The organism is Anaerostipes caccae L1-92 (genome assembly GCF_014467075.1).
In the GTDB taxonomy this organism is placed as follows: domain Bacteria; phylum Bacillota; class Clostridia; order Lachnospirales; family Lachnospiraceae; genus Anaerostipes; species Anaerostipes caccae.
On sequence record NZ_AP023027.1, the window covers coordinates 1,198,082 to 1,215,967 of the forward strand.

The window sequence follows — 17,886 nt, forward strand, 5'->3', positions numbered from 1 at the left end:
TTATAATCCAAAAGAAGCTAAGACGATAAAGATTCCGCAGGATATAAATGGTATGATAATCTGCGTAACCGCAATATCCCAGTAAGCTTCTTTATGGGTCATTTTACAAATGCCGAGCAGTGTGATCTGCGCTCCCTGATGAGGAAGTGTATCTAAAGTACCGGCTGCGATGGCGGAAATCCTGTGCACATAAGGCAGCGGGATTCCCATTTTAATATAGGTAGACTTCAAAGCATTAAAGGCAACCCCCATACCGCCGGAAGCAGAGCCGCAGGCTCCTGCACAGACAGCCACGGTGATCATTACAAACACCAGAGGAGGCATGCTCATGTCTTTCAGAGCGGCAACCAGGTCGGTAAAGCCCTGAGTTTTCTGTACAACGCCTCCAAAACCTACAACGATTGCAGTATTTAAGATAGCAACGCCGGAGTCAGAAGCACCTTTGTTAAATACGTTGATCCATTCGTTGATGCCCTTGACTCTGTTAAACATCAGAATGGTAGCCAGGGCTACACCTGCAAATACAGATGTCTCCACAGGAAGCTTCACGATGTTGAAGAGCACCAGAATGAGCACAATCGGAAGGACAGCGATAGCAACGTGGGGAAGATTTTTATCTTCATCGATGGCCATCTCTTCTTCACTCAGCTGATATTTTAAGGACTTATCGATAAAACGATATCCCTTTTTCGTAAACTTTCTTGCCCGCATTTCCAGCCAGACAAAAATCATGATAAACATAGCCGCAGTCGTGATCAGAGATGGAACAAATGCGGCTGTTGCCGGTGTGCCAAGGTTATCCATGGCAATGACATTCTGAATAGAAGGAGAACCGGGACCGCTCATGGACCAGGTCCAGCATCCGGCAGAGATTGCGGCCGGGATGAGCCTTCTTGTAAGATTCGCTTCCTTGAATAAGTTTAATGCGATTGGATAGATAACAAAAAATACAACGAAGCCACTGACTCCTCCAAAGGTCAAAAGACCGGTGATGATCATGATGATCGGTGCCACGAATTTTCCGCGGCAGAGCCCTGCGATCGCTCTGGCTATGGATTCTGCGGCTCCGGTATATTGATAAACGGAGCCGAACAGTGCGCCGACAAAGAATACGAGAAAATACTTTGTCACGTAGTCGGATGCTGCAGGCATAAATGCATTTTTCAGCGAGTCCAGGATTGGAAGCTTAGAGCAGATGACCACGAAGATCGTGACAAGGGGAGCCAGGATCAGGGCACTCATCTGTTTAAAAGCTAAGACTCCGAACAGGACAATCGCCAGGACTAAGACTAAGATTTGTAAATTCACAAAAACCCTCCTTTATTTGTGGATTGCTAATCGTGTTTCAGACCCATCAGCTCATCTCTGAAAATTCTTTCATCCATAAGCTTTGGCGTACCGTCCATTTTAGGAGTGAATCCCATATGGTCGATGATCTGTGTTTGGATATCGATGCCAGGGGCAACTTCTGTCAGATAGACACCGTCTTTTCTCAGTTCAAAGACAGCGCGCTCTGTGATATAGAGAACCGGCTGGCCGACTTTATTTGCGTACTCGCCGCTGAACGTAATCTGTTCAACTGTATCCAGGAACTTGTTGGATTTTCCTTCCTGGTCAACGACAAGTTTTCCGTCTTTTACCGACGTTTTTAAACCGCCTGCAGTAAAGGTTCCGCAGAAGTAGCAGCGTTTTGCATTCTGAGTGATGTTTACAAAACCGCCGCAGCCTGCGATCCTTGGACCAAATTTGCTGACATTGATGTTTCCGTCTTTGTCCGCCTGTGCGAGGCCTAAGAATGCATAGTCGACACCGCCTCCATCATAGAAATCAAACTGGTACGGCTGGTCTAAGATACACTCGGGATTGACGGACCCTCCGAATTTGGCTCCTCCCTGAGGCACACCGCCGACAGGTCCCGCCTCTACGGTCAGAGTCATGTAATCTCCGATGCCTTCTTCATTGGCAACCATAGAGATATATTCAGGAATACCGATGCCTAAGTTGACTACGGTGTTTTCTGTCAGTTCCATGGCAGCTCTCCGTCCGATGATCTTTTTTGCGGAAAGAGGAGGATACTCAAGGCTGCTCAAAGGAATACGGAAGTCTCCGGTCATAGCACCGTCATAGTCGCATCCCACGCACTGTTCGTGGTCTTTCATGTCTTCTGCTTCCACGACTGCATCCACATAGATTCCCGGGATCTTGACCAATTTTGGATCTAAGGTGCCGTCTGCGACGACCTTTTCCACCTGTACTACAATTTTTCCGCCGCTGTTCTTCACGGCCTGAGCCATGGTTGTGACTTCCGTTGTACAGCATTCATGGGAAAGTGTCACGTTGCCGTGTTCGTCAGCATATGTACCCCGTATGAATCCGATGTTCAGCGGAAAAGATTTATATAATAATTTCTCTTCTCCTAAGATCTCGATCACATCTACAATGTCCTCGGTCGTAATGTCATTCAATTTGCCGCCTTCAATGCGCGGGTCGGCAAATGTATTTAATCCAACATGAGTGATCACGCCGGGTTTATGACCGGCGATGGCACGATAGAGCTGTGCCAGAGTGCCCTGGGGCAGATTGTATCCTTCGATTTTATTGTCAAGGACCAGCTGTCCAAGCGTCGGGACCATGTTCCAGTGTCCGCCGATGACACGTTTGGTCATTCCTTCATGGGCAAAATGATCCGCACCGCTTCCGTCACGGTTTCCCTGGGCAGCAGCGTAAAATAAAGTCAGGTTTTTCGGAGAACCGGTTTCCAAAAATCTTTTTTCCAGAGCCTTTGTAAGGGCTTCCGGCATTCCGCTGGCAACAAATCCGCTGGTAGTGACGGTTGTATTATCTTCTACCAGGGCAGCTGCCTGATCTGCTGTAATAATCTTAACTTTTCCCATAGTTTATCTCCTTCATTTATTTTAGAAATCTTTTAAATCTGCTTTGCGTTTCTCAAGGAATGCGGTCATGCCTTCTTTTTTGTCTTCCGTAGAAAATGCCAGTCCGAATAAGTCTGCCTCTAATGTAAGTCCGCTGCTTAAATCGGTATCCATGCCTGTGTTGATCGCTTCTTTTGCAAGAGAGATGGCATAACTTCCTTTGGACATGATCTTTGCTGCCATCTTTTTGCAGTAATCAATCAGTTCTGTCTGAGGAACTACCTTGTTTGCAAGTCCGATCCTGTAAGCCTCCTCAGCATCGATCTGGTCACATGTAAAGATCAGTTCTTTTGCACGGCCTTTTCCGACTAAGCGGGAGAGACGCTGTGTTCCGCCGAATCCCGGGAGAATTCCTAGTCCTGTTTCCGGCTGTGCGAATCTTGCGTTTTCTGCGGCTACACGGATGTCACAGGCCATGGAGATTTCACATCCGCCTCCGAGTGCATATCCGTTGACTGCGGCGATCGTTACCTGAGGCATTGTCTCTAATTTAAGGAATGCTTCTTTTGCCAGCAGACCCATCTGTCTTCCTTCTGCAGGAGAGGCATTGACCATTTCAGAAATATCGGCTCCGGCCACAAATGATTTTTCACCTGATCCTGTAAGGATAACAACTCTGATGTCCTTACGGCGGGAGATCTCGGAAAAGCACTGGTCTAATTCTGCTAATGTCTCACTGTTTAAGGCGTTTAAAGATTTTGGTCTGTTGATTGTAACTACTGCGATCTCGTTTTCTACTTCCATTAATAAATTGTTCATTGTAAATCCTCCTTGAAATAACATATACATTGCACTTGATCAGCTCTTGTTAGAAAATTAACATATTGGCGTACAAATATTTGGGATACAAAATATTATTTATGCTTCTAATATGGACTATTTTTGGTTGCTTGTCAATGGTTTATCAATATGTTTTATTTAAATTGTATAATTATATAAAAAAATATAAAAGTTTATTGACAATATGCACAAGGAGTGATATATTTAGCTTACAAAATATTGGCATACAAATATAGGGAAATAAAATGGTACATTTATGTTAAGTTTATAGTCTATTTTGGGCGAAAGGAGTAATTATTTATGAATTTTGAGTTAACCGAACAGCAGGCAGCCATTCAGGAGACAGCAAGAAACTTTGCTCAGACGGAGTTACAGCCGGGAGTGTTAGAGAGAGATGCCAACAGTGAATTTCCGGTAGATCTCTATAAGAAGATGGGAGATCTTGGACTGATCGGACTTCCTTATCCGAAAGAAGTCGGAGGCCAGGGAGCCGATTACCTGTCTTATGTATTGGCAGTGGAGGAGGTCTCTAAAGTAGATGCTTCTGTGGGGATTTCATATTCTGTATCCACTTCCTTATATGGAGGAAGTATTATGAATTCTGACGCTCCGGTCGAGAAAAAGAATGAATTTCTGGCACCGGTATTGTCAGGACAGCATTTCGGATCTTTCGGTCTCACAGAACCGAATGCGGGATCTGATGCAGGAGGATGTGTCACAGTTGCGGAAAGAGACGGAGACGAGTACATATTAAACGGTATGAAATGCTTCAATACGAACGGGCCTTTAGCCGATTATACGGCGGTGTATGCCCTGACGGAACCTGAGAAGAAAGCCAAGGGACTGTCCTGTTTCGTGGTGAAGAAAGGAACTCCCGGATTTTCAGTGGGCAAAGTGGAAGATAAGATGGGAATCCGCTCCGCACAGGTTTCAGAGATGATACTGGAAAACGTACGGGTGCCGGCAGAAAATATGATCGTTCCTTCCGGAGACGGATTTAAACTGGCGATGAAGACTCTGGACGGAGGCCGTATCGGTGTTGCTGCACAGGGACTTGGAATTGCAGAAGGTGCATTTGAGATTGCAAAAGAATACTTAAAGACGAGAGAACAGTTTGGCAAACCATTATACAGAAACCAGTATCTTGCATTTAAGATGGCGGAACTTGAAATGGAAATTGATGCCGCAAAACTAATGCTTTACAAAGCGGCTACGGACAAACAGGAAGGAAGATCCTATTCCATTCCGGCAGCAAAGGCAAAATACCTCTGTACAGAGGCGGCCATGCACGTGACAACAGAGGCGGTGCAGATGCTGGGCGGAAACGGATATATGAAGGGTTACCATGTAGAACGTATGATGAGAGACGCTAAGATCACTCAGATCTACGAGGGAACCAACGAGATCCAGAAGCTGGTTGTGAGCGGAGCGATTTTCAGATAGTATGATTTTGGAATATGAATCCTAAGTTTTCAGGGATGTCATTTATGGCATCCCCATTTTTATGTTTCGTAAGAATGATGAAAAGCCTTAAAATAATAGTTTGTCTTCTTGACAGAAGTTTTTGTAACAGATATGATGAGATATATAGCATGCAAACAATTTGAAGTGTCTGCATGCAGTTTTGTGTAGGAGGGACAAGGAACCGATGGAATTGAATCAATGTATCAACTATCTTTTGACCACCGCCCAGCACGCGGTGTTTCAGGAGATGAGCGCACAGCTTTCAAAATTTGATGTGACTCCGGTTCAGTACGGTGTGATGTACTGTCTTTGGGTGAAAAAGAAAAACAGCCCGAAGGAGATCGCAGAAGAACTGAGGCTGGAAAACTCTACAATCTCAGGTGTTCTTGAGAGAATGGAGAAAAAGGGATTGATCAAGAGAAAAGTCAGCAAAGAAGACCGGCGTTTTGTAGAGATTATATTGACGGATAAGGGGAATGACTTGGAAGAACCGATTCTCGAAACAGTGGAAGAGGTCAACAGAATCGTACTGAAAGATATGGGACAGCAGGAACAGGAAGCACTGAAGGAATCCTTAAGGCACCTGGCGGGAATCTGATTGCTAAGAATTTTATATCGAAAGAATATGCAGCGGAAAGGTGTCTTTCTGGCTGCTATTTTTTTGTTCTATTAAGGGTATGGGGAATCAGATAATTTACATTTGAAGTTGATTGGCATATAATAGGGCTTAATTTAGAAGTAAAAATGCATTGACTTGATCAGATGAGACAGGGGGTTATAGTAAAATGGACAGTTATAGATTATATACAATTGCTGTGATTATTGTTTTAATGCTAAGTATATATATACAGATAAAACTATTAAACATGAAGAAGGGATTTGGATATATAATTCCGGCATCCATTGTTTTGATAGTTTTTATGATTTGGGCAGGAAATGAGTTTCAGGCTATAAAATGTTTGCCTGTTACAATTATTTTATTATTTTTTTGCCTGGTAAACTTATTTTTTGTTTTTATAAAGAAGAGATGCTGAGAAGGAGGCAGAACATGTCAGATCAGATTAACCGGCAGTTGTTTCAGTTTATTGAAAAGAGTCCGTGCAGCTATCACGCTGTGGAACAGATAAAGAGAGAATTGACAGAAAATGGATTTACGGAACTGAGGGAGCAGGAGGCATGGAAGATAGAAAAGGGCGGTAAGTATTTTACCAGCAGAAACGGTTCTTCGTTGGCTGCTTTCTGTATACCGGAGAAAAAATTAAAAGGGTTTCATATTACCGCATCCCATACGGACTCACCCGCTTTTAAGATCAAAGAGAATATGGAATTACAGGCAGAAAAGCATTATACAAAATTAAATACCGAAAAATATGGGGGAATGCTCATGGACTCCTGGCTTGACCGTCCGCTCTCTGTGGCAGGAAAAATTATTGTGGGAGACGGGGAAAAACTTACGGAAAAGCTGATTCATATAGAGAAAGATCTCTTGATGATCCCAAGGCTTGCGATCCATATGAAAAGGGGAGCAGAGGATGACGCACTGAACCCTCAGATTCATATGCTTCCTGTCTTGGGGGACCAGACAGCCGAAAAGACATTTATGCGGACAGCTGCATCCGAGGCAGGTGTAAATGAAAATGATATTCTCGGTACAGATCTTTACCTGTATAATCGGATGCCGGGAACTGTATGGGGAGCAAACGGCGAGTTTATGTCGGCACCGAGGCTCGATGACCTTCAGTGTGTATTCGCATCTTTGCAGGCTTTTGTCAACAGTGAGGGCAGAGAGTATATGAATGTCTTTTGTGCGTTTGACAATGAGGAGGTCGGCAGCGAAACAAAACAGGGAGCCGGATCTACATTTTTAGAAGATGTTCTGTGGCGGGTAAATGAGGCGCTGGGGAGAACCGGGGAGCAGTACCGGATGGCCGTGGCGGAGAGCTTTATGATCTCTGCGGACAATGCTCATGCGGTACACCCAAACCAGCCCGGAAAGGCAGATCTTACGAACCGGCCGTATATGAATGAAGGAATTGTAATCAAGTACAGTGCCAATCAAAAATATACGACGGATGCATACTCCGGTGCGATGATGAAACATATCTGTGAAAAAGCCGGAGTTCCTTATCAGACCTTCCACAACCGTTCAGACTTGCCGGGAGGCTCCACTCTCGGAAATATTCTGACGGGCAGTGTATCGTTAAAAGCCGTGGATATCGGCCTTGCCCAGCTTGCCATGCATTCTGCCTATGAGACGGCAGGAGCCAGGGACACAGAATATATGATCAGGGCTCTTCAGGAATTTTACCGCGGTTAAGGGAGGCAGATTCAGTGAAACAGCATAAGAAAATCCAGATGTCCGAGGCTTTTCAGCTGGGTGCCGTTTTGGCAGTTGTCGGGGGATTTCTGGATGCGTACAGTTATCTTTTCAGAGGCGGAGTGTTTGCCAATGCCCAGACCGGAAATATCGTACTGCTGGGCATCAGCCTGCAAAAAGGAAAGTGGCAGGGGGCTGTCCATTACGCCATCCCCATTCTGGCCTTTGCGGCCGGAGTCATTGTGGTGGAACTCATTAAGAAGTATTTTAAACAGTATCCTAAAATCCATTGGAGACAGATCATTGTCATGATCGAAGCGGTGATGATCTGCCTGGCTGCCTTTATTCCTTCGGGAGAGGCGGATATGATCGCCAATGTGATCATATCCTTTGTCTGTGCCATGCAGGTGGAGACATTTCGGAAGGTACACGGAAATGCCTATGCGACGACCATGTGCACAGGAAACTTAAGAAGCGGAATGGAAATCCTGTTTCAATATTTCCAGACGAAAGACCGGGAACTGCTGAACAGGAGCCTGAAATACTTTGGGATTATTTTGTTTTTTATAGTAGGTGCGGCAGCAGGCACGGCGGCAGGAAATGTGCTTTCTCACAATGCCGTTTTGATCTGTTCTGCACTTCTTCTGGCAGCATTTTTCATGATGTTTATGGAGACAAAGAAAATTAAATAAAGAAATTAGTAAGAAGGAAGATCTTTAGCAGGAGATCTTCCTTCTGTTTTTTTACCAACATTTAACATGGTATTCAAATAAATTCAAACTTCCGGTGATAGACTTAGTCTTGTTCAAAGAGATGATATTGATTGAGAAAGGAATGGAAGTTTATGCTGAAATTACAAAATATAAAGAAATCCTATGACGGTACCACGGTGCTGGACGGAATATCGCTGGAGATTCCGGATGGAGAAATCGTTTCCATCCTGGGGCCGTCCGGCTGCGGAAAGACAACACTATTAAATATGATCCTCGGAATTACAGAACCGGACAGCGGAAAAATTGAGTTTAACGGAAAAGATATCACGGATTCCCCAATGGAAAAGAGGGGATTCAACATCGTGTTTCAGGATTATGCTCTGTTCCCGAACTTGAATGTATATCAAAACATTACATACGGGCTGAAAAATAAGCCGGACATTTCGTCAAAAGAGGAAGTGGACGAACTGATCGGCCTGCTTGGACTGAAGGATCATCTTCCGAAAAAGATTGAGCAGCTTTCAGGAGGACAGAAGCAGAGAGTGGCACTGGCAAGGACTTTGGTCATGAAGCCCAAAATCCTTCTCTTAGATGAGCCTTTAAGCGCACTGGACGGAGTGATTAAGGAATCCATAAAAAACAGGATCAAGACGATTGCGAAAGAATTTCATCTGACTACGGTCATCGTGACTCATGATCCCGAAGAGGCTCTGACACTTTCTGACCGGGTGCTGATCGTAAATGAAGGGCGGATTTCCCAGTACAGCGAGCCGGAACAGATCGTCAATGCGCCCCAGAATGATTTTGTGAAGAATTTTATCCTGAACCAGCTGGAGATCAAGAAGAACAATATCTTCACGCTGTTTAAAAATCAGCTGAATATACAGCCCGGAAAGGAAAGCCTTGTTTCATAAGGCGGCAGAAATGAGATGAAACATAGAAAAGAAAAAGAGATTAAAATCATATTTGCCGGGATCGCGCTGATCTTTCTTACATTTTTAGCAGTCCCGGTGGTACAGCTTCTGATGAAGTCGTTTACGACAGAAGGAGGAGGGCTTACCTTACAAAATTTTCAGTCTGTTTTTGCGCGGAAAGATTTTTTGGAAATCTTGAGAAACAGCTTCGGCGTTGCGGGACTGAGCGCGGCGGTTACGACTCTGCTGGCATTTATCCTGGCTTATACAATCCACTATACAAACACACCGAACTGGATCAAGACATTTATCAAAGGAGCCGCTGTGCTGCCCATGTTTCTGCCGACGATTACCTACGGTTTTGCAATCATTTATTCTTTCGGAAAACAGGGGCTTCTGACCCGGCTGTTCGGGAAGCAGCTGTTTGAAATCTACGGAATGAAAGGTCTTTTGATGGGCTACGTCATTTATACTCTGCCTATTTCATTCATGCTGATCAATAATACGATGGGCTACATAGATAAAAAGTATATGGTTGTGTCCAGAGTGATGGGTGACAGTGCCTTTGCAAATTTCAAAATGACAGTGCTTCGTCCTCTTTTAGGAACGCTGGCTGCATCCGTGATTCAGTCTTTTTTCTTGAGTTTTACGGATTTCGGTATTCCGGCGGCAGTGGGAGGAAAGTTTAAGACCATCGCATCTCTGCTTTACAGCGAGATGCTCGGAAGCATACCGAATTTCCAAAACGGCGCGGTAGTGGCTGTCGTAATGCTTGTGCCGTCTGTCGTCAGCATTACGGTTTTAAAAATATTGGAGAAATACCAGATTAGGTATAACAAGATTTCCAAGATCGAACTGAAAAAGAACAGAGTCAGAGATGGTTTATGCGGCGGGGTCAGTATTCTTCTGATCGTCAGCGTCTTATCTGTATTTGCAGTCATTTTTGTAATTCCATTTGTGGAAGAATGGCCCTACAGGCTTAGTTTTACACTGGACAATTTCAGAAATGTCTTTGAGGACCCGAACCTTTTCAATGTCTACACAAATTCATTGTTTGTAGCAGCGGCCACGGCAGCACTCGGCACTATAGCCGCATATGGAAGCGCCCTGGTGACAGCCAGGAGTAAGATCAGTCAAAAGGCAAAAGACATCATAGAAGGAATTGCCCTGGTGACGAACACGATACCCGGAATGGTGCTGGGCCTCGCATTTTTATTCCTATTTTCAGGCACCAGTCTTCAAAATACATTTTTGCTGATCATCATCTGCAACGTGGTCCACTTTTTTTCCACGCCTTATCTGATGATGAAGAGTTCCCTGGGGAAAATGAACGCCTCATGGGAGACAACGGCGATGCTTATGGGAGACAGCTGGGCAAAAACGATCTTGAGGATCGTGACGCCAAATGCGCTGAGCACGATTATCGAAGTTTTTAGCTATTACTTTATCAATGCCATGGTGACGATCAGTGCGGTCATCTTTATCGCAGGGGCCAGGACCATGGTTATCACGACAAAGATCAAAGAACTGCAGTATTATAACAAATTTAACGAAGTGTTTGTGCTTTCCCTTCTGATCCTTGCGACAAATATCGTCGGTAAGTTTGCATTTACCAAGCTTGCAGGGGCCACAGAGGGAGGGGCGGCAGGACAATTCTTTAAATTACATATTAGAAAAAACAAGGAGAGAAGTTTATGAGAAAGACATGGTTAAAAAGAGCATCAGTGATGTGTATGGCTGCCCTTCTGGCAGCGACCGGAGTGCTTGCCTCCGGGTGTTCCGCGAAAAAACAGGATGAGCAGGTGGTGATCTATTCCAACGCAGACGACGAAGCCGTGGAGGCTATGAAAAAAGCGCTGGACGGAAACGGATACAAAGGGAAATATATTCTTCAGACGTTTGGAACCTCAGAACTGGGAGGAAAGCTGATCGCAGAGGGCAAAAATATAGAGGCCGATATGGTGACGATGAGCACCTTCTATATTGAGAGTGCCCAGAAGAAAAACAAGATGTTTGCGGATCTTGGTTTCGGCAGGAACTTAAAGAAAGAATCTGATTTTCAGAAGTATGAGTCACCAATCACGGCACAGGAAGGAACATTGATCCTGAACACGGAAGTAATGAAGGAGAAGAAACTTCCGAAACCGAAATCCATCAAAGACCTGGCAAAGCCCGTGTATAAAGGATCTATTTCCGTGACGGATATCAAAGCATCTTCCACCGCATGGCTTTTGATACAGGGCCTTGTGTCTGAATATGGGGAGAAAGAAGCAAAAAGCATCCTCCACGACATTTACCAGAATGCAGGAGACCACATCGAAGATTCAGGCTCCGCTCCGATCAAGAAGGTCCGGGCAGGGGAAGTGGCCATTGGATTTGGTTTAAGACAGCAGGCGGTGGCAGACAAAAAGGACGGTCTTCCGATTGATTATGTAGACCCGAAAGAAGGAAACTTTTCTCTGACAGAGTGTGTTTCCGTAGTGGACAAAAAAGACAGCGGCAAGAAAAAGCTTGCCCTTGAGATGGCAGAATGCATCATCAAAAAGGGAAGAACAGACTTAATTAAGACGTATCCGATCCCGATTTATAACGGCGAGGACGAATCGAGTGAAAACAAATCCGGAAACCCAAAAGTATTTAAAGAAAAACTGACTTTGGATCTTCTGGAAAAACATCAGGAATTATCAGAAAGCGCAAAATAAGAGAAAGGTAGAAAGATGAACCACTATAAGTTATTAACCCCCGGTCCGCTTACAACCACGGACACTGTAAAACAAGAGATGCTTTTTGATCACTGTACCTGGGATGAAGATTATAAAAACATCACCCAGACGATAAGGAAACAGCTGCTTTCCCTTGCGCACGTGTCAGAGGACGACTATACGGCCGTCCTCATGCAGGGCAGTGGGACCTTCGGTGTAGAATCCGTGATCACCAGCGTGATAAATGAAAACGGAAAGCTTTTGATCATTGCTAACGGTGCATATGGGGAGCGTATGGCGGACATTGCAGAGCATGCGGGGATACCTTATGAAATTTATCGGGAAGATTATAGAAAGGTTCCCCAGGCAGCAGTTGTTGAAAAGATACTGAGAGAAGATCCTGCAATCACTCATGCGGCTATGGTGCACAGTGAGACGACTTCCGGCATTCTCAATGATATTGAGGCCATTGCTTCTGTGGTGAAGGAATACAATAAGACGTTAATCGTCGATGCTATGAGCAGTTTTGGAGGCGTGGACATTGAAGTCGGACAATTAGGCATTGATTTTCTCATAAGCAGCGCAAATAAATGTATTCAGGGTGTTCCGGGCTTTTCTTTTATCATCGCCGATAAAAAGAAGCTGTCAGACAGTAAAGGAAACGCCAGAAGCCTGTCCCTGGACTTATATGACCAGTGGGAAACGATGGAGAAGGACGGAAAATGGAGATTTACCTCCCCTACTCATACGGTCCTTGCCTTTGCAAAAGCGCTTAAAGAACTGGAAGCAGAAGGCGGAATTGCAAAAAGGGCGGCCCGCTACCGGGAAAACAACCGCATTTTGATCGAACGGTTTCAGTCTATGGGTATGCAGCCTTATATTGACGGCGCTCATCAGGGACCGGTCATCACTACGTTTTTGTATCCGGCAGATACAGATTTTACGTTCAGTGAGATGTATCATTATATCAAAGAGCGCGGGTATGCGATCTATCCGGGGAAGGTGACGGAAGCCGAGACATTCCGCATCGGCACCATTGGAGAAATATATCCTGAGGATATTGAGAAACTCTCAGAAATCATGGAGCAATTTTTAAAGGAGAAGGAACAATGAGCAGATGTATAGAAGCAGTTATCTTTGACTGGGCAGGAACTACGGTAGATTACGGATGTTTTGCACCGGTGCAGGCTTTCGTGGAAGTATTTAAACATTTTGGAATCGAGCCGACCATGGATGAGGTGAGAGAACCTATGGGAATGCTGAAGATCGATCACATCAGGACGATGCTTTCCATGCCGCGGATTCATGACTTGTGGGTGAAGGAACATGGAACGGAACCTTCCGAGGATCACGTGCTTCAGATGTATGATTTATTTGAATCCAAACTCATGAGTATTTTAGACCAGTTTACAACACTCAAGCCGTATGTGCCGGAAACGGTGGAGTTTCTCAGGGAGAAGAACATTAAGATCGGCTCCACGACCGGCTATACGGATGCTATGATGGAAGTCGTGACGAAAGGTGCAAAGGAACAGGGATATGAGCCTGACGCATGGTTTTCACCGGATTCCACAGAAGGAATCGGGCGGCCTTATCCATATATGATATTTAAAAATCTGGAAGCTTTGAAGGTTTCCACGGTAAAAAATGTGGTGAAGATCGGAGATACGGTTTCTGACATCAAAGAGGCACGGCATGCGGGTGTCATTTCTGTGGGTGTGGTGGAAGGAAGCTCAGAGATGGGACTGACCAAAGAGGAATACGAAAATATGACAGATTCACAGAAGGAAACTGTGTGCAGAAAAGTAAAGGAAACCTTTAAAAATGCCGGTGCCCATTATGTAATACAAAATTTGTCCGGATTAGAGGAGCTGCTGAAAAAACTGACTCAATAAAGGTCTTTATGTTTTCGATAAGATTGCATATAATATAGAAATATGAAATAATAAGTCATATCATTTAAGATATGGCTTATTTAGTTTTAACAAAAAGCAATAAAGGAGTGGGATATATGGAAGCTTTAAAGTGGGCGGCCGGAGGTACGGGATTTACATTTTTGATGACAGCTCTCGGCGCAGCCACTGTTTTTTTCTTAAAGAAAGACGTGCAGGAAAATATGCAGAGGGTCTTTTTGGGATTTGCCGCAGGTGTCATGATCGCAGCGTCTGTATGGTCCCTTCTCATCCCTGCTATCGAAGAGGCAGAAGCCAATGGGCAGATCGGCTGGATACCGGCTGCCGGAGGCTTTATCCTCGGAGGAGTCTTCCTTCTTTTGATGGACCGGCTGATGCCGCATCTGCATCTGGGGGAGAAACATCCGGAGGGACTTTCTTCCTCGTTTAAAAGGACGACTCTGCTCGTCCTCGCCGTTACCTTACACAACATTCCGGAGGGAATGGCCGTGGGTGTAGCTTTCGCCGTGGCGAGCGGGCACGGAGGCGTGGGATTCAGCGGTGCTGTCGCCCTGGCCATCGGGATCGGGATTCAGAATTTTCCGGAAGGGGCGGCAATTTCTCTTCCGCTGAGGAGAGAAGGCTTATCCAAAGGAAAGGCATTTGTGTTCGGGGCACTGTCCGGCGCGGTGGAATTTGTGTTCGGTGTGCTGGCCGTGCTGGCGGCAGAAGGACTTGGAACTTATATGCCGTGGCTTTTGTCTTTTGCCGCAGGAGCTATGATTTATGTAGTAGTGGAAGAACTCATCCCTGAGGCACATCTTGGGGAACACTCTCACACCGGAACCCTGGGTGTCATGGTTGGATTCCTGATCATGATGGTACTGGATGTAGCCTTGGGATAGCTGGAGCACAGCTGCTTTGGGGTTCGGCTCAGAGAGCGAAAACAGGCGTGAAATATTTATCTCACGCCTGTTTTTTCATTCTCTATATCAATATCAATGGTGTCTTTAAACACCTGTTCAACCAGACAGCAGTACTCGTTGTATTCATGGTAATCAGAAAACTCTTTAAAACACTCGATCATGCTTTTGTAATACCAGCCCTGCATATTCTTATCTTTCATATTAAAACGCTGCCACAGCTCGTCTCCAAGGAGTTTGTAGTCCCTGGCCAGAGAACGGACGTTGGCTAGCTTGTCCCCAAGGGCAATGACTTTGGCAGGACGTTTTGCACGGTGTTTTAAAAAATCCACTGTATGACGTTTTCTCTCAATCCAGGATCTGCTCTTATCTTCACTTTCCATCAGAACATAATCCGCTACTTTATCCCCAAATTCCCTCCGTATATCCTCGCCGGTCACATCTCTGCAGTCTTCGATGACATCGTGGAGGACCGCAGCGCACATCATCTCTTCATCCGGCGTGATGCCGGCAACGATCGAGGCGACTTCCAGGGGATGGATCATAAATGGGATATCGGTTCCCTTTCGCTTCTGGCCGGAATGGGCTTTCGCTGCAAAGATAATTGCTTTCTCAAACATGGGTTTCTCCTTTTTTGCGGATGTTTTTACATACTTATCATAAATCATTTTTAAGATGCGGTCAATGAAGGAATTCTCTGCTTTGATGCTTTAAAGTGACGATGTGTTGACTTTTCCCCATAGCCACGGTAAAATGAACCATATCAATCAACACAAGGAGAGCGATCTATATGTCAACAGAGACGAATTTTACAATAGGATTTATTGGGCTTGGACTCATCGGAGGGTCCATTGCCAAAAATGTACGACGAGTATTTCCGAACTATACGGTGATCGGATATGACACAGATAAAGAAGCCCTGAAAAAGGCTGTGGAGGAAGGAGTTCTGGACCGCCCGGCGGCGGAACTTAACAGTGGTTTCTCTGAATGCAGCTATATTTTTCTGTGCGCACCGGTACAGCATAATCTCCAGTTTTTAGAACAGCTGAAGCCATATCTGAAAGAGGGATGCATTGTGACGGATGTGGGAAGCGTAAAAGGCGGGATTCATAAAAAAGTAAAAGATCTGGACATGGAAACCTGCTTTATCGGAGGACATCCCATGGTTGGTTCAGAAAAAGCCGGATTTTCTTACAGCTCTGACCGTTTGATTGAAAATGCCTATTATTTTATTACGCCTACAGAAAAAGTAAATACCGAGAAGGTGAAAGAATTTACATCTTTTATAGAAGAACTGGGTGCATTGACGATCCTGCTGGATGCAAAGCGCCACGACGCTTTTACTGCCGCGATCAGCCATGTTCCGCATATTATGGCGGCAGAACTGGTACATACGGTGAGAAATATGGACACCGAAGACGGCATCTTAAAACAGCTGGCAGCCGGCGGGTTTAAAGATATCACAAGGATTGCATCATCCTCTCCTGTAGTCTGGGAACAGATCAGTCTTTCCAATAAGGAAAATATAAAAGAGCTTCTAGTGCAGATCAAAGACAGTATTTCCGAAATGATCCATGCGCTGGACAGAGACGACCACAGTTATCTGAACGAGTATTTTAAAGAGGCAGGAGAGTACCGGGAGACCGTTCCGGACAGTGCTGTGGGACTGATGGAAAAATCTTATGAGATATTTGTAGATATTCCGGATGAGCCGGGAACCTTGTCTACGACTACGACTTTGCTGGCGCTTAATAATATCAGTATTAAAAATATCGGAATCATCCATAACCGGGAGTTTGAAGAGGGTGTCTTAAAGATTATGCTCTACGATGATGTCTCTGCCAAACGCGCCAGAGAGATACTGCAGGATAAAAATTACAGTGTATATGAAAGGAACTAGAAATGAAACTTAAGAAAGTAGAAGGACTAAAAGGCACGATATCCATACCGGGAGATAAATCCATCAGCCACAGGGCAGTCATGTTCGGGTCTCTGGCAAAGGGAACGACACATATCACAAACTTTTTATCCGGTGCGGACTGCCTGGCTACCATAGACTGTTTCCGGGCAATGGGAGTCAGGATAGAACAGGAAGGCACAGTGGTTACGGTACACGGCAACGGCCTCCGTGGACTTAAAAAACCTGAGAAACAGCTGGATGTGGGAAACAGCGGGACGACCACCCGGCTGATCTCCGGGATTCTGAGCGGACAGGATTTTGAAGTCACACTTTCAGGCGATGCATCTTTAAACAAACGCCCCATGGGGCGCATCATGAAGCCGCTCTCCATGATGGGAGCGGAGATTGAGAGTGTCAATGGAGACGGATGTGCTCCGCTTAAAATAACCGGAAAACCATTGAAGGCAGTCCGCTATGAATCGCCGGTGGCCTCCGCACAGGTAAAATCCGCAGTTCTTCTTGCGGGACTCTATGCGGACGGCAGAACGAGTGTCACAGAGCCTGCGCTGTCCAGGAACCATACGGAACTGATGCTTAAGTCTTTCGGAGTTCAGGTATTGTCGGAGGGTACAACGGCATCCGTGATGCCGCCAAAAGAGATGACGGCCACGGACATTGCAGTGCCGGGGGATATTTCATCTGCAGCGTTTTTCATTGCCGCGGGACTTGTGACTCCGGATTCCTGTATTACCTTGAAACAGGTCGGCATTAACCCGACCAGGAACGGCATCATCAAAGTCTGTGAAGCTATGGGGGCAGATCTTACGATGTCCAATGTAAAAGACGATAACGGAGAACCGACGGCAGATATTACAGTAAAAACAAGCAGGCTGAAAGGCACGGAGATCGGCGGAGAGCTGATTCCCACACTGATTGATGAGATCCCTGTCATTGCGCTGATGGCGGCATTTGCAGAGGGCGAGACCGTGATTAAAAATGCGGCAGAACTAAAAGTGAAGGAATCCAATAGAATTGATCTGACTGTAGACAATCTGGTAAAAATGGGAGCAGACGCCGAGGCAACCGACGACGGAATGATCATCCGCGGCGGAAATCCGCTGAGAGGAGCGACTATTCACTGCAAGTATGACCACCGGATTGCCATGACATTTTCTGTCGCAGGGATCAATGCACAGGGAACAACGGTCATTGAGGATGCAGAGTGTGTGGACGTGTCATATCCAAACTTCTACGAGCAGTTACAGATGCTCGCCGGACAATAGGATTCTTCCATTGACAAGCTGGAAAATTCTTCATACAATGGAGACAGCAGTGACAGAAAATTGAC

16 protein-coding genes are annotated in these 17,886 nt (G+C 45.4%); 12 read left to right on the forward strand and 4 right to left on the reverse strand.

Annotation, left to right across the window (positions count from 1 at the left end; genetic code table 11):
* From ANCC_RS05845 to ANCC_RS05855, 3 genes are read right to left on the reverse strand one after another with little or no spacing between them, the layout of a single operon-like run.
* Window positions 1-1,308, reverse strand: a complete 1,308-nt coding sequence (locus tag ANCC_RS05845) for a GntP family permease (RefSeq protein WP_006568755.1) — start codon at window positions 1,306-1,308, stop codon at window positions 1-3.
* A gap of 26 nt (window positions 1,309-1,334) precedes the next feature.
* Window positions 1,335-2,894 carry an acyl CoA:acetate/3-ketoacid CoA transferase gene (locus tag ANCC_RS05850; RefSeq protein ID WP_006568756.1) on the reverse strand — a complete coding sequence of 520 codons (1,560 nt, stop codon included), beginning with the start codon at window positions 2,892-2,894 and terminating at the stop codon, window positions 1,335-1,337.
* A gap of 21 nt (window positions 2,895-2,915) precedes the next feature.
* The gene (locus tag ANCC_RS05855) at window positions 2,916-3,692 is read right to left on the reverse strand and encodes an enoyl-CoA hydratase-related protein (RefSeq protein WP_039947047.1); all 777 of its coding nucleotides are present in this window, start codon (window positions 3,690-3,692) and stop codon (window positions 2,916-2,918) included.
* A gap of 321 nt (window positions 3,693-4,013) precedes the next feature.
* Between ANCC_RS05855 and ANCC_RS05860 the strand changes: the two genes are divergently transcribed.
* The 10 genes from ANCC_RS05860 (at window position 4,014) to ANCC_RS05905 (ending at window position 14,620) form a co-directional block, all read left to right on the forward strand.
* Window positions 4,014-5,156 carry an acyl-CoA dehydrogenase family protein gene (locus ANCC_RS05860; RefSeq protein WP_006568758.1) on the forward strand — a complete coding sequence of 381 codons (1,143 nt, stop codon included), beginning with the start codon at window positions 4,014-4,016 and terminating at the stop codon, window positions 5,154-5,156.
* Between the two features lie 205 nt (window positions 5,157-5,361).
* Entirely contained in the window at window positions 5,362-5,775 is a 414-nt protein-coding gene (locus tag ANCC_RS05865) for a MarR family winged helix-turn-helix transcriptional regulator (RefSeq protein ID WP_006568760.1), read from the forward strand.
* 450 nt (window positions 5,776-6,225) lie between these two features.
* The gene (locus ANCC_RS05870) at window positions 6,226-7,494 is read left to right on the forward strand and encodes a M18 family aminopeptidase (protein ID WP_050754309.1); all 1,269 of its coding nucleotides are present in this window, start codon (window positions 6,226-6,228) and stop codon (window positions 7,492-7,494) included.
* Between the two features lie 14 nt (window positions 7,495-7,508).
* Window positions 7,509-8,186 (forward strand): YoaK family protein, encoded by a 678-nt coding sequence (locus ANCC_RS05875; protein ID WP_006568763.1) that lies wholly within the window; start codon window positions 7,509-7,511, stop codon window positions 8,184-8,186.
* Window positions 8,187-8,338: 152 nt separating this feature from the next.
* Entirely contained in the window at window positions 8,339-9,121 is a 783-nt protein-coding gene (locus ANCC_RS05880; protein ID WP_006568764.1) for an ABC transporter ATP-binding protein, read from the forward strand.
* Between the two features lie 15 nt (window positions 9,122-9,136).
* On the forward strand, window positions 9,137-10,819 hold the full coding sequence (locus ANCC_RS05885; RefSeq protein WP_006568765.1) for an ABC transporter permease subunit: 1,683 nt from the start codon (window positions 9,137-9,139) through the stop codon (window positions 10,817-10,819).
* On the forward strand, window positions 10,816-11,823 hold the full coding sequence (locus ANCC_RS05890; protein WP_006568766.1) for an ABC transporter substrate-binding protein: 1,008 nt from the start codon (window positions 10,816-10,818) through the stop codon (window positions 11,821-11,823). The genes ANCC_RS05885 and ANCC_RS05890 overlap by 4 nt, the downstream gene beginning before the upstream one ends.
* Before the next feature lie 15 nt (window positions 11,824-11,838).
* The gene (phnW, locus tag ANCC_RS05895; protein ID WP_006568767.1) at window positions 11,839-12,936 is read left to right on the forward strand and encodes a 2-aminoethylphosphonate--pyruvate transaminase; all 1,098 of its coding nucleotides are present in this window, start codon (window positions 11,839-11,841) and stop codon (window positions 12,934-12,936) included.
* On the forward strand, window positions 12,933-13,718 hold the full coding sequence (gene phnX / locus ANCC_RS05900) for a phosphonoacetaldehyde hydrolase (protein ID WP_006568768.1): 786 nt from the start codon (window positions 12,933-12,935) through the stop codon (window positions 13,716-13,718). Before phnW ends, phnX begins: the two co-directional genes overlap by 4 nt.
* A gap of 116 nt (window positions 13,719-13,834) precedes the next feature.
* Window positions 13,835-14,620, forward strand: coding sequence for a ZIP family metal transporter (locus ANCC_RS05905; protein WP_039947050.1), 786 nt, complete (start codon window positions 13,835-13,837; stop codon window positions 14,618-14,620).
* Window positions 14,621-14,676: 56 nt separating this feature from the next.
* Here the strand turns inward: ANCC_RS05905 and ANCC_RS05910 are convergent, their stop codons facing one another.
* A complete protein-coding gene (locus ANCC_RS05910) occupies window positions 14,677-15,258 on the reverse strand; it encodes an HD domain-containing protein (protein ID WP_039947052.1) in 582 nt (193 codons plus the stop codon).
* Window positions 15,259-15,428: 170 nt separating this feature from the next.
* Between ANCC_RS05910 and ANCC_RS05915 the strand changes: the two genes are divergently transcribed.
* Window positions 15,429-16,538 carry a prephenate dehydrogenase gene (locus tag ANCC_RS05915; RefSeq protein WP_006568771.1) on the forward strand — a complete coding sequence of 370 codons (1,110 nt, stop codon included), beginning with the start codon at window positions 15,429-15,431 and terminating at the stop codon, window positions 16,536-16,538.
* 2 nt (window positions 16,539-16,540) lie between these two features.
* Window positions 16,541-17,821, forward strand: a complete 1,281-nt coding sequence (gene aroA, locus ANCC_RS05920; RefSeq protein ID WP_006568772.1) for a 3-phosphoshikimate 1-carboxyvinyltransferase — start codon at window positions 16,541-16,543, stop codon at window positions 17,819-17,821.
* Window positions 17,822-17,886 lie beyond the last annotated feature (65 nt).

Bases quoted from the DNA above. Each gene is read 5' to 3' on its own strand.
- ANCC_RS05850 (WP_006568756.1), bottom strand. From the start codon at position 2,894: ATGGGAAAAGTTAAGATTATTACAGCAGATCAGGCAGCTGCCCTGGTA.
- ANCC_RS05855 (WP_039947047.1), bottom strand. From the start codon at position 3,692: ATGAACAATTTATTAATGGAAGTAGAAAACGAGATCGCAGTAGTTACA.
- ANCC_RS05860 (WP_006568758.1), top strand. From the start codon at position 4,014: ATGAATTTTGAGTTAACCGAACAGCAGGCAGCCATTCAGGAGACAGCA.
- ANCC_RS05865 (WP_006568760.1), top strand. From the start codon at position 5,362: ATGGAATTGAATCAATGTATCAACTATCTTTTGACCACCGCCCAGCAC.
- ANCC_RS05870 (WP_050754309.1), top strand. From the start codon at position 6,226: ATGTCAGATCAGATTAACCGGCAGTTGTTTCAGTTTATTGAAAAGAGT.
- ANCC_RS05880 (WP_006568764.1), top strand. From the start codon at position 8,339: ATGCTGAAATTACAAAATATAAAGAAATCCTATGACGGTACCACGGTG.
- ANCC_RS05885 (WP_006568765.1), top strand. From the start codon at position 9,137: ATGAAACATAGAAAAGAAAAAGAGATTAAAATCATATTTGCCGGGATC.
- ANCC_RS05890 (WP_006568766.1), top strand. From the start codon at position 10,816: ATGAGAAAGACATGGTTAAAAAGAGCATCAGTGATGTGTATGGCTGCC.
- phnW (WP_006568767.1), top strand. From the start codon at position 11,839: ATGAACCACTATAAGTTATTAACCCCCGGTCCGCTTACAACCACGGAC.
- phnX (WP_006568768.1), top strand. From the start codon at position 12,933: ATGAGCAGATGTATAGAAGCAGTTATCTTTGACTGGGCAGGAACTACG.
- ANCC_RS05905 (WP_039947050.1), top strand. From the start codon at position 13,835: ATGGAAGCTTTAAAGTGGGCGGCCGGAGGTACGGGATTTACATTTTTG.
- ANCC_RS05910 (WP_039947052.1), bottom strand. From the start codon at position 15,258: ATGTTTGAGAAAGCAATTATCTTTGCAGCGAAAGCCCATTCCGGCCAG.
- ANCC_RS05915 (WP_006568771.1), top strand. From the start codon at position 15,429: ATGTCAACAGAGACGAATTTTACAATAGGATTTATTGGGCTTGGACTC.
- aroA (WP_006568772.1), top strand. From the start codon at position 16,541: ATGAAACTTAAGAAAGTAGAAGGACTAAAAGGCACGATATCCATACCG.